Below are 12,117 nucleotides of genomic sequence, written 5' to 3'. Positions count from 1 at the left end.
CCCGGAGCGGTGGGCAAGGCGGGAGCGGAGTGCTGCTACGCGGTCGCGCTGGCCGACGGGCGGGCGTTCGCCCTCAAGGGCGACGACGGCTCGGCCCGGGTCCGGCCGGTGCTGATGGCCGCCGCGCTGGCCCGCTCCGGCGTCGACCGGGAGGCGGGGGTCGACGGCGCGGCGGTGCGCGCCACCGGCGTGCTCGAGCTGCTCGGGGGTGGCCGTCCGGTCGGGGAGATCCGTGCCGTGCTAGCACCGAGCGCTGCATCGAATCCCTTGTGAGGGTGGGGTTCTGGGGCGAATGTGAGGAGCCTCACCGGCCCCCTGCTTGCAAAGTGCTAACTATTGTTAGCACACTGGAGGTGTGGCAAGGGGAAAGGTCGGGCAGACCGTCGAGAACCTCGGCGACTACCTCAAGGAGCAGCGCACCAACGCGCAGCTGTCCTTGCGGCAGCTCGCTGAGCAGGCGGGCGTGTCCAACCCCTACCTGAGCCAGATCGAACGCGGTCTGCGTCGGCCCTCGGCAGAGGTGCTCCAGCAGATCGCCAAGGCGCTGCGGATCTCCGCCGAGCAGCTCTACATCAGGGCCGGGATTCTCAGTCCCGAGGACCACACGAACAGCTCCGTGGAGCTCGCCGTGCTGTCCGACTCCGGTCTGACCGAGCGTCAGAAGCAAACCCTGCTGGACGTCTACGCCTCGTTCCTGGTCCAGAACGCCGCCGCCGCCAGCTGACACCACCAGAGACCACCCGAACGGGTCGGCGTACCGCCGGCCCAGCAACCACCGAAGGAGCAAGGACGATGGCTGAGGCCAAGTTCGACATCAAGAGCGAGGCGACGCGCCAGTTCTACGCGGGCGTCGGTATCACCGACCTCGCCGTTGAGAAGGTGCGCGACTACGTCGCCGACATGCACAAGCGGCTCAGCGAGGTCCAGAAGAACTTCGCCGAGATCGACCTCGAGCCCGAGCACCTGCGCAAGGAGGCCAGCACCCGCTTCGAGAGCCTGAGCAAGGAGGCCAAGGAGCGCCGCTCGACCATCGAGCACCGGATGCACGAGCTCCAGAAGGAGGCCAAGGCCTTCCCGGCCAAGGTCACCGACATGGTCAACGAGAACGTCACCCAGATGGGCGACACCTACGACGACCTGGTGAAGCGCGGCGAGACCCTCGTCATGCGGATCCGCAAGCAGGAGTCCACCCAGGAGACGGTGAAGTCCGCCAAGACCACCGTGACCAAGGCCAAGACCACGCGGACCCAGGCCACCAAGGCCAGCCAGGCCGCCGAGAAGGCCGCCGAGGAGCAGGTGAAGACCGCGAGGGCGACCGCCAAGAAGAAGACGGCTGCGTCCCGCAGCTCCGCCAAGGCGACCGTGACCGCGGCCCGCAAGACCGCCGTGAGCGCCGCCCACGCCGTGGTCGACGCCGTGGAGAAGGTCGGCGACGAGGGCACCGGCCACACGCCGACCGCCAAGGCCGCCGGCTGACGAACCGCCACGGGTCCGGCCGTCTCCTCCTCTGGGGTCGGCTCGTGGCAGACGGGCCCCGGGTGAGCGATCACCCGGGGCCCGCTGCTGTGCGCCCGGCGGCCGCGGGCGCGCCGCTATCCTTGGCCGGGTGAACTACCTCAGTGGCGCCCCGGTGGTGTTCCTGGTCGAGGGCTGGATCATCCTCGGCATCTCCGTGGTGCTGCTCGGCGTGAAGGCCTTCGCCTTCGTCACCTCCCTGCTGCCCAGCACCGAGGAGTACGAGGCGGCCGGCAAGCTCGCCAAGATCGCGTGGGTGCTGATCCTGGCCCTCGGGCTGCTCGCCCAGGTGGTGCTGATCGGCTTCGGCCCGATCCACCCCATCCAGCTGGGGTTCACCGTCGCCGCCCTGGTGTTCCTGGCCGACGTACGGCCGGCGATCGCGGGGCTGCGCCGCGGGTGAGGCCTCGCGGGTTCTGCTCCCCCGGGGCGGTGCGTCGGTTAGCGTAGGTCGACCCCTCGGTGGGTCAGGGGGGCGGCTGCCCGGTCGCCGGCAGCCCGATGAGTCTGGAGTGAGTCAATGGTTCTCGAGTCCGCGTCGCGTCCGTGGGGCTCCTGGCACGTCCTCGACGAGGGCCCGGGCTACAAGGTCAAGCGGATCCACGTCCACCCCGGGCACCGGCTGTCCTACCAGACCCACGCGCACCGGTCCGAGCACTGGGCGGTCGTCAGCGGCACCGCCACCTGCCTCATCGACGGCGTCACCTCCGAGGTGCCCGCGGGCGGAAGTGCCGACGTACCTCTGGGGGCTGCGCACCGGATCATCAACGACCACGACGAGGAGCTGGTGATCGTCGAGGTCCAGCGCGGCGAGTACACCGGCGAGGACGACATCTGCCGGCTCGAGGACGACTACGGTCGCAGCGCCCCCACCGCCTGAGCCAGCACGGTCCCGGTTGCCGTTGGTCCAGGCGCTTCCCGCAGCACCCATCCCGCACGTGCCCGGTTGGGACGCTCGCCGTGACGCCGCTGAGTTAGTACGGTCCCAACGCGGGGTCCAGGGGCCCTGAGCACCCCGGATTGGGACCGTACTATCGGGCGCTGGTTGGTGGTGCGGTACAAGCGTCCACTAGGGTGACCGGTGCGCTGGGCCCTCTGCTCGGTGCCGCCCGGGTCGAGACGGCCGACCGCTTTGCCTCCGACCGGGCTCTTCACGTCGGATCGGCAGGGGTCTCGGGATGCACAGCAGGCGGCGACGTCTTTGGACCTGGGTGGCCAGCGTCGGACTGGCGGGCTCGTTCGCCGCGACCGGGGCCGCGCCCGCGAGTGCCGAGGACCCCGGCTTCCTCACCGTCGACAAGCAGGTGCAGGGCTGGGTCGACGGGCACCTGGTCGCGCCGGGGGAGACCTTCGACTACACGATCACCGTCACCTGCACGAACGTCGGCTCCGGCGGCTGCACCAGCGCCCGCCTCGCCGACACCCTCCCCGACTGGCTGACCCTGAACGGCGCGGTGGAGGTCGTCGGGTCGGCGAGCACGGTGAGCTCCGGGGCGGACAGTTTCACCGTCGACTTCACCGAGCCGCTGGCCGACCCGGTCGGCGGACAGGGCCTGGCCGCCGGCTCCACCGCGACCATCACGGTGCCGGTCCGGGTCGACCCCGACACCCCTGCCTCGGCCAGCGGGACCGACCTGGTCAACACCGCGACCGTGACCGCCAGCAACGCGGCCACCAGGACCGACTCGTTCACCGTCGTCCCCGACGTGCCGGTGACGCTGGAGGCCGCCACCAGCAAGGCCTACGCGCCCGACAGCGGCATCGCCGTGCCCGGTACGACGACCACGCTCACCCTCACCGGTGGCAACGCCTCGAACGTGCCGGTCGACCGGATCGTGCTGCTCGACCCGGTCGACCCGGGCGCCGCGCCCAACCCGTTCGACCACCTCGCGCTCACCGGGGGGCTCGACCTGACCCTGCCCGCCGGTGCGGAGCAGGTGCAGGTGGACGTGTGGGTCGGCGGCGCCTGGATCAACGGCCCCCCCGGTCCCACCGCCCAGCTGCCCGCCGGGGTGACCCCCGCGGACGTCACCGGGCTGCGGATCACCTTCTCGAGCACCGACGGGGCGGACATCCCGATCGACGCCGGCGGGTCGCTGGCCGTCGAGCTGGCCCAGCGTGACGACGTACTCGGCAGCGCCGGGCTCACCGTCGCCAACGAGGTCTCCACCACGGTGGCGGTGGGCGCGCAGACGTCGCCCCCGGCCACCGCGCAGGACAGCTACTCGATCCTTCCCGCGCTGCTGCCGGTCGCCGCCTCCAAGACCTTCACCCCCGACGCCATCGCCGTCGGCCAGCAGAGCACCGTCACCCTCGGCGCCACCAACAGCAGCGCCCGCACGCTCGACTCGCTCTCCCTCACCGAGCCCGGCGCCGGCCCCAACCCGTTCCAGAACGGGCTCACCTTCGACGGGTTCACCGACGCCGTGGTCTGGCCACGCGGCGCCACCGGTGCCACCGTCGACTTCCGCCTCGACGACGGCAGCACCGTGACGCTCGACGCCGGCGCCCCCGACACGCTGCCCGACCCGCCCGCGGGGACCGTGGTCGGCTTCACCGTCACCTTCACCGGCCCCGTGGTGCCGGGAGCCGAGGCGACGGTGCCGTTCACGGTGACCGCGGCCACCGACCAGGCCGCCGACGAGGTCCAGCACCCCAACGAGGTGCTCGTGGAGTCGACGGCGCCCGGAGGGTACGCCGGTCAGGCCACCGCCCAGGACACCCTCACCACGATCGTCGAGCGGCTGGCCGTCGAGGTGGACAAGACCGTCACGCCCTCCACGATCCTCTCGATCCCCGGGGAGCCGGTGACCGCCCAGCTCACCGGCACCCTGCTGGACTTCCCCGCCTCGACGGTGGACGCGACCCAGATGATCGTGTCCGACCCGGCGAACCCCGCGACCGACCAGTGGTACGACGCGTTCAAGCCGATCTGGGTCGCGGCCACGCCGATCCCGGCCGGCGCCACGCTGACCGTGCAGCACTGGGACGGCGGCGCCTGGACCGACGTACCGGGCATGGTCGACCTGGCCGGTCCCGACGTGTTCTCCGGCGAGCTGCCGACCGCCGTGCAGGACACCGCACGCGGGCTGCGGTTCGTCTACGACTTCGCGCAGGGGCTCGCGCCCGGCGGGGTGGTCGCCCCGAACATCGTCTTCGAGCTGCGCCCGGAGATGGCCGGGGCCGAGCTCGACATCGAGAACGCCCCTGCCGTGGAGGGTTCCAACGGCGACCTCACCGACGAGGACGAGATGACCGAGCCGCCCGGCGTCGGCCTCGAGCCGCCCACGCCCGGGGTGGGCGACCTGGTCGACAAGGCCTGGGACACCCCCAAGACCATCGGGGAGCGCACCGGCTCGCGCACCGGCTTCACCCTCACCTGGTCCACCGGCGGCCGCTCCCACCTGGACCACCTGGACCTCACCGACGTGGCCGGCGTCTCCGCGGCGACCCTGCCGGACAGCGCCTTCGACGCCTTCGACCTGGTCCGCATCGACCCGATCACGGCCGCGGACGACCCGCTGCTCACCTACGACCGGGTGGCCGGGGTGGAGCTCTACAGCCTGGCCGCCGACGGCTGGGTCGAAGCCGCCAACGACCCGTGCCCCGCGGCGTGCGACGGCACCTTCCCCGGGCTCACCCTCACCGCAGCGGAGCAGGCCGACACCATCGGCTTCCGCCTCGTGCTCGAGGAGAGCCCCACCCGCGGGGACCGCAACGGCACGGACCCGACCGCCCCGCTGGTCGGCTCCGGCGTGGCCCGCTCCTTCGCCCCCGACCGGCGCGTCCACGCCGTCGTGCAGATCCGCGACGAGCTGCGCTCCGACGCCGACGTACCGGTGGTGGCGAGCGCGACGTACAACGTGGCCGGCGAGCCCGGCGCGGTGCGCAACACGGTGCGCGCCGACGGGTACGCCGGGGGCTCCCTGGTCGTCAGCGACACCGCGCAGGACTCCGTCCTGATCACCGCCGTGCCCGTCACCGTCGACCTGACCAAGACCTGGTCCGGCGGTCCGCTGGGGGTCCCCCCGGTCGGTACGGCGCCGCAGGACCGCCCCTCGGGCCGGGTGACCCTCACCGCCCGCAACACCACCCCGCGCCGGATCGACCGGCTCACCATCTCCGACCCCACGGGGGGTACCCAGCCCTTCGACAGCTTCGACCTGACCGACCTCGTCTCGATCACCGCGCCCGCGTCGCTGGGGGCCGCTGACGTCGTCGTCCGGCTCCAGTACGCCGCCGGCGGGACCGCCGACCTGACCCGGGCCCAGGCGCTGGCCGCCACTGCTGCGGACCTGGCCGACGTGGTCGGCTTCGACGTGGTGTACGACGGCCGCATCGTCCAGGGCGGCACCGCTGTGGTCGTCTTCGACACCCGCCTGCGCGAGACGAACCGGTCGACCGGGGAGCTGGTCGTCGCCCCCGCCACGGTGCCGAACCAGGCCCGGGTCGTCGGGGCGGACCTGGTCGGCTACCCCGGCGTCAGCCCGGTGACCCACACCGACACCGACACCGCCTCCCTCCAGCTCGTGGCCCAGGGCATCGGGATCACCGTCGGGAAGCTCTTCGCGCCCGACACCCAGACCGAGCCCGACCGGACGCCGGTCACCATGACGCTCTCCGGACAGCCCAGCGGGCCCTCCCGCAGCAACTGGATGGAGATCGTCGACACCGACGAGACCTTCTGGAACGCCTACGACTTCGTCGGCTTCGCCCCCGGGTTCACGCTCACCGCGCCCATCGACCGGGTGCAGGTCGACGCGCTCACCGGCGGCAGCTTCAGCGAGTCCGGTGGGGGCGTCGCCGTCACCGGGGCGACCTGGCAGCTCGGCGTACCGGCCACCACCCCCACGCTGCCGGCGGGCGTGAGCCCGGTCGACGTCCAGGGGCTGCGGTTCACCTTCACCCGGGCCGACGGCTCGATCTGGCAGAACCCGTCGACGCCGCGCCAGCCGGTCCCGCTGCGGGTGCAGCGGCGTACCGACCTGCGCACGGGCGGGCCGGTGCTCTCCGACATGACCGGCAACCCGCCGGCACCCGGCGAGACGGCGCCAGGCGTGGCGAGCAACACGATCCAGGCCACGGTGCGCGGCGCCGACCTGCTCGGCGGGCAGCCGATCACCGCGTCGGGGTCGGCGGAGGACTCGATCCTCTTCCGGCACCAGTACAACGCCGTCACCGTGACCAAGGCGCCGACCGGCAGCTTCTCCCCGAGCGGGGAGATCCCCTTCACGCTGACCTTCCGCAACTCCGGGGACGCGCCGATCATCGACCCGGTCATCACCGACCAGATCCCCAGCGACGCCGACGGGCCGCTGCTCACGCTGAACCCCGACCGGCCGGCGGGGGAGAGCCCGTACTCCTTCGCGCTGGCCGGGGCGCCCCCGGCCACCCCGCACGGGGCGCCGATGCCGACCGACCCGGCCGACGTGTCGGTGACCGAGACCCCGGAGCTGCTGACCTTCCGGTTCCCGGCCGGCAGCGTGCTCGAGCCCGGCCAGACCTACACGGTTACCGTGCCGATGGTCTTCCGGGCCGGGCTGCCCGGGAACACCGCCGTCACCAACACCACCGGCATCACCGGCGACCGGCCGTGGGACGCCTGTGCGCAGGTGCTGGACGCCGCCAGCGGCGAGTGCCAGGCCTCGACCACGGTCCGGCCGCGCCGGGCCGGCGCGCTGCGCGGGGTGAAGAGCGTGAAGGCGGTCGACGACGAGCTCGGCGTACTCGACCTCGGATCGGGTACGACGTGCGCGCCGGACGCCGACGGGTTCTACCGCGGCCGGTGCGTGCCGGTCACCAAGCCCGGCGGCGACGAGGTGTGGCGGCTGCGGTTCACCAACACCGGCAACCTGCCGATGGACCGGGTCTCGGCCATCGACCGGCTGCCCGCGGTCGGTGACACCGCCGCGCTGGTGCCGCTGCCGCGCGGGTCGCAGTGGCGGCCCTCCCTCGAGGACGTGACCCTGGTCGGGGCGAGCGGCCTGGCCCGGGTGAGCGACTTCCGGGTCTTCTACACCAGCGACCCGGACCTGTGCACCGCGGACCTGGACTTCGGCACGCCCTGCCCGCCCGGCTCCTGGCTGCCGTGGACGGCCGCGGTCGACCCGGACTCGGTGGTGGCGCTGAAGCTCGAGCTGGACTTCGCGCCGGGCTCGCTGTGGCAGCCGCTGGACACCGTGACCGTGGACCTGACCACGCGGACCCCGGCCCAGTCGGAGACGGCCGGGGCGGACACCGTCGCCTGGAACACCGTGGCCGCCGCCGGACGCACCCGGGACGGCGCGACGGTCGGTGTCGCCCCGAAGACCGAGGGCAACAAGGTCGGGGTGGCGCTGGCCACCGGGCCGCTGGCGGTCACCAAGGAGGTCGTCGGCGACGCCGCGGGCTTCGCCCCCTCGACCTTCACCCTCGACGTCACCTGCACCTCGGCGGGAGAGCCGGTGGACCTGGGTGTCTCCGGCACCGTCACCGTCGCCGACGGCGAGGTCGTGACGATCCCTGACCTGCCCTGGGGGTCGCGCTGCACCGTCGAGGACGACCGGGCCACCTCCGGGGCGTCCGGATTCACCGCCACCACGGTGACCGTCGGCCGTGACGACGAGCCGGTGGCGCTGGTCACCGCGACCAACACCTACGACTCCGCCTCCCTGCTGCTGCGCAAGCGCGCGGACTCCTCCGCGGTCGACCAGGACGGCAACCCCGTCGTCTACGGCCCGTTCGAGTTCTCGGTCGCCTGCACGTTCCTGGGAGCGCCCGTGTACGCCGACGGGTACGCCGCGCAGACGCCGATGGTCGCGACCCTGGACTCCGGCGAGGCGGTGCGGTTCACCGGCCTGCCGGCGGGTGCCTCCTGCACCGCGACCGAGACCTCCACCGGCGGGGCGACCTCGACGACCTCCACGGGGGTCACCGCCGACTCGACGGTCCAGGGCGACGTCGAGCTGAGCCTGGAGCTGACTCCGGACGCCGACGGCGAGGGCACCAACGAGGTGACCTTCGACAACGCGTTCCCGGTCGGCCGGATCGTGGTCACCAAGGTGGTCGACGGCCCCGGCGCGGCGGCGTACGGCGTCGGGCCGTTCGTGGTGCACCTGGCCTGCCGCGACTCTGCCGACCGCACGGTGTGGGACGGTGACGTGGTGCTGGGCGGTGAGCAGCCGCTGACCCGGGAGATCGAACGGGTGGCGGACGGGGCGACCTGCCAGGCGTCGGAGACCACGACGGGTGGCGCCACCGTCTCGGCCGTCTCCCCCGAGGGGCCGTTCCTGGTCACCGCCGGTGAGCCGGTGACGGTGACCGCCACGAACACCTTCCAGGTCGGGTCGGTCGCGATCGTCAAGCGGCTGGCAGGGCCGGGGGCGCCGGAGCACCGCGACGGGCGGTTCGTCGTCCGGCTGGCGTGCACGGCCGAGGTGGACGGCGTACCGCAGCCGGTGCCGGTCAGCCACGACGGCCGGCGGATGCTGTCGCGCGACACCGGGCTGCGCACCGTGGTCGACGGGCTGCCCACCGGGGCGACCTGCACGGTGACCGAGCTGCGCGACGGAGGCGCCGAGTCGACGACCATCCGGCCCGGGACCGTGGTCGTGGGCGACGGGACGACCGCGGAGGTGGTCGTGGTCAACCGGTTCGCGTCGGCCGGGAACGCCGGCGCGGAGGACTCCGGCCCGGCCACCGGGCCGACCTCGGAGACCGGCGGGCGGGCGTTGGAGAGCCCCTGGCTGCTGCTCGTCGCTGCGCTGTTCGCCGCTGGGTGCGCGGTGGCCGCGACGGTCGGGATCGTCCGGCGGCCCTAGCGGTGGGAACGACCGGTGGCTCGCGCCGTCGCGTCGGCCTGGCGGTGCTCGCCGTCCTCGCCGCCGTGGCGGCGGCCGTGCTGACCTGGGCGTTCCTGGCCGCGCGGGACCAGCCCGAGGGGTACACCTCCCGTGACCTGGACGGGAACACCGTGGTGTGGGACCGGGCCCCGGACGTGGCCGGGTCACGGGTCCGGCCGACCGGGCTGCGCTTCCGGGCACCTGTCCAGGGACTGTCGGTGCCCCTGGAGTCGGCGGTGGTGACAGGGGGCGTCATCAACCCACCGAGCCTGACCTCGGCGTTCCTGATGCGGGACTTCGGCCGCCCCGGCGTACCCCGCTCGGGCCAGGTGGTGGTCGCCCTCCACTCGGTGCACGACGGGCGTGGACCGGGGAACGCGTTCTTCGACATGACCGCCCCCGAGGGTGTGGACCCGGTGCTCGTCTCGGTCGGCGACCCGTTGCTGGTCGGCCCGGCGCGCTACCGGGTGACCCGCACGCTGGTCGAGGCGAAGTCCGCCGCCGCGGCCGACCCGCGGCTGTGGGACGGCTGGGCCTCCCGCCGTGGCTCGCTGCTCGTCCTCACCTGCCTCCAGCGCAGCTCCGGCTCCTCGGGCTCCTCGGGCACCTCGGAGAACCTGGTGATCCTGGCGCAGTCTGCGCGGCCTCCCCGGTCTGCGCGGACGGCCCCGGCGGGTTAGTACGGTCCCAACGCGGGGTCTGGAGCCCCTGAACACCTCGTGTTGGGACCGTACTATCTCTTGGCGGGGCTGGGATCACGGGTGCGGAGCAGGCGGAGGCTCCGGTGCCGGCGGGGGGTCGGCAGGCGGCGGGGGGTGCGGGGGCGGCGGGGGGTGCCCGTCGAGGTCGGCGGCGAGCATCAGCCGGACGAGGGTGTCGAAGTCCACGGTGGGACGCCAGCCCAGGAGTTGGTGGGCCCGGGAGGGGTCGCCGCGGAGCTCGACGGCGTCCACGGGACGCACCAGCGCCGCGTCGGAGACGACGTAGCGCTGCCAGTCGGGGATCCCGGCGTGCCGGAAGGCCGTGGCGGCGAACTCCCGGACCGAGTGGCCGACCCCGGTGGCGACGACGAAGTCGCCGGCGGTGTCGGTCCGGGCGGCCCGCACCAGCGCGTCGACGTAGTCGGGCGCCCAGCCCCAGTCGCGGCGGGCCTCGAGGTTGCCCAGCACCAGCCGGTCCGCCCGCCCCTGCGCGATGGCCGCCACGGTCGAGGTGATCTTGCGGGTCACGAACCGGGTCGGCCGGCGCGGCGACTCGTGGTTGTAGAGGATCGCCGAGACCACGTGCAGGCCCCGGTCGCGGTACGTCGCCGCGGCGCGGTGCGCGTGGGCCTTGGCCGCGCCGTACGGGTTGACCGGGCGCACCGGCGTCTGCTCGTCCTGCGGACTGGTGGCGGGCTGGCCGAAGATCTCCGCCGAGGAGGCCTGCACGAACCGGACCGGCCGGCCGTTGGCCTCCTGCGACTGCCAGGCGCTCTCCATCAACGCGACCGCGGCCGTCCCGTTCACCGCCGCGGTCAGCTCCGGCTCCTCCCACGACTGGGCCACCGAGCTGATCGCCGCCAGGTTGTAGACCTCGTCGGGTGCCAGGTCCAGCACCAGCCGGCGGACCCCGGCGAGGTCGGTGAGGTCACCGGGGTGCAGCGCCACGTCATCCGGGCAGTACGCCGGCGCGGCCTCGACGTCGTGGTGCAGGGCGTGCACCTCGAGCCCGTCGGCCAGCAGCCGCTCGGCGAGGTAGCTGCCGTCCTGGCCGCTGATGCCGGTGACGAGGGCGCGGGTCACCAGCCGGCCCGCAGGGCGGCGATGTCGGCGTCGACCATCATCGCGACGAGCTCCCGGAAGCCCACCCGGGGCTTCCAGCCCAGCACCTCCCGGGCCTTGCTGGCGTCGCCGATCAGCCGGTCCACCTCGGCGGGCCGCATGAAGCGGGGGTCCTGCCGGACGTACCGCGACCAGTCGTCGATCCCGACGTGCCCGAAGGCGACGTCGACGAACTCCCGGATCGAGTGCGTCTCCCCGGTGGCGATGACGTAGTCGTCGGCCTCGGGCTGCTGCAGCATCAGCCACATCGCCTCGACGTAGTCCCCGGCGAACCCCCAGTCCCGCTCGGCGTCCAGGTTGCCCAGCACCAGCTCGTCGCGCAGCCCCAGGCTGATCCCGGCCACCGCCTGGCTGATCTTGCGGGTGACGAACTCCGGTCCCCGCCGCGGCGACTCGTGGTTGAACAGGATCCCCGAGGAGGCGTGCATCCCGTAGGACTCGCGGTAGTTGACCGTCATGTGGTGGCCGAAGACCTTGCTCACGCCGTACGGCGAGCGCGGCCACAGCAGCGTCCGCTCGTGCTGCGGGGTCTCCTGGACCTTGCCGAACATCTCCGAGCTCGAGGCCTGGTAGAAGCGGACCCGGCCCAGGTCGTCGCCCAGGTGCAGCCGCAGGGACTCCAGCATGGTGAGCACGCCCTTGCCGGTGACGTCGGTGGTCAGCGCCGCGTTCTCCCAGGAGTACGCCACGAACGACACCGCCCCCAGGTTGTAGACCTCGTCGGGGTCGCTGTCGCGCAGCGCCCGCAGCAGGCTGCTCATGTCGGTGAGGTCGCCGGGGTGCAGCGTCACGTCGGGCAGCAGCTTGGCGACCAGGTCGCGCTTGGGGTTGTTCTGGCCCCGGATCACGCCGTGGACGTCGTACCCCTTGGCCTGGAGCAGCTCGGCGAGGTAGAGCCCGTCCTGGCCGGTGATCCCGGTGATCAGCGCGGTGGGCATGCGGCGATTGTGTCAGGTGCC

Annotated in this window: 9 protein-coding genes; 7 read left to right on the top strand and 2 right to left on the bottom strand. The window is 73.1% G+C overall.

Translation table 11 applies throughout. The features are described 5' to 3' along the window. From PLP61_RS10240 to PLP61_RS10210, 7 genes are all read left to right on the top strand, one after another. The coding region (locus PLP61_RS10240) for an asparaginase (RefSeq protein WP_324502610.1) at positions 1 to 273 on the top strand (273 nt) is incomplete at its 5' end. An 82-nt stretch (positions 274 to 355) separates the two neighbouring features. Continuing rightward, complete coding sequence (locus tag PLP61_RS10235; RefSeq protein ID WP_324502609.1) at positions 356 to 724, top strand: helix-turn-helix domain-containing protein; 369 nt, start codon at positions 356 to 358, stop codon at positions 722 to 724. 68 nt (positions 725 to 792) lie between these two features. After that, entirely contained in the window at positions 793 to 1,476 is a 684-nt protein-coding gene (locus tag PLP61_RS10230) for a hypothetical protein (RefSeq protein WP_324502608.1), read from the top strand. A gap of 130 nt (positions 1,477 to 1,606) precedes the next feature. Further along, positions 1,607 to 1,918 carry a DUF2516 family protein gene (locus tag PLP61_RS10225; protein WP_324502607.1) on the top strand — a complete coding sequence of 104 codons (312 nt, stop codon included), beginning with the start codon at positions 1,607 to 1,609 and terminating at the stop codon, positions 1,916 to 1,918. Positions 1,919 to 2,035: 117 nt separating this feature from the next. Continuing rightward, positions 2,036 to 2,395 carry a phosphomannose isomerase type II C-terminal cupin domain gene (locus PLP61_RS10220; RefSeq protein ID WP_324502606.1) on the top strand — a complete coding sequence of 120 codons (360 nt, stop codon included), beginning with the start codon at positions 2,036 to 2,038 and terminating at the stop codon, positions 2,393 to 2,395. Positions 2,396 to 2,726: 331 nt separating this feature from the next. After that, entirely contained in the window at positions 2,727 to 9,314 is a 6,588-nt protein-coding gene (locus PLP61_RS10215) for a DUF5979 domain-containing protein (protein ID WP_324502605.1), read from the top strand. Positions 9,315 to 9,316: 2 nt separating this feature from the next. Continuing rightward, complete coding sequence (locus PLP61_RS10210) at positions 9,317 to 10,015, top strand: hypothetical protein (RefSeq protein WP_324502604.1); 699 nt, start codon at positions 9,317 to 9,319, stop codon at positions 10,013 to 10,015. 75 nt (positions 10,016 to 10,090) lie between these two features. Here PLP61_RS10210 and PLP61_RS10205 read toward each other — a convergent pair whose 3' ends face one another. Together PLP61_RS10205 and PLP61_RS10200 are read right to left on the bottom strand one after the other, a co-directional pair. Beyond that, positions 10,091 to 11,119 (bottom strand): GDP-mannose 4,6-dehydratase, encoded by a 1,029-nt coding sequence (locus PLP61_RS10205; protein ID WP_324502603.1) that lies wholly within the window; start codon positions 11,117 to 11,119, stop codon positions 10,091 to 10,093. Then, entirely contained in the window at positions 11,116 to 12,096 is a 981-nt protein-coding gene (locus PLP61_RS10200; protein ID WP_324502602.1) for a GDP-mannose 4,6-dehydratase, read from the bottom strand. The genes PLP61_RS10205 and PLP61_RS10200 overlap by 4 nt, the downstream gene beginning before the upstream one ends. Between the last annotated feature and the right edge of the window lie 21 nt (positions 12,097 to 12,117).

The sequence above is a fragment of the Nocardioides sp. genome (assembly GCF_035429765.1).
In the GTDB taxonomy this organism is placed as follows: Bacteria; Actinomycetota; Actinomycetes; order Propionibacteriales; family Nocardioidaceae; genus Nocardioides.
Note: the sequence above shows the minus strand (reverse complement) of the source record. Positions and strands in the feature narration are given on the sequence as shown.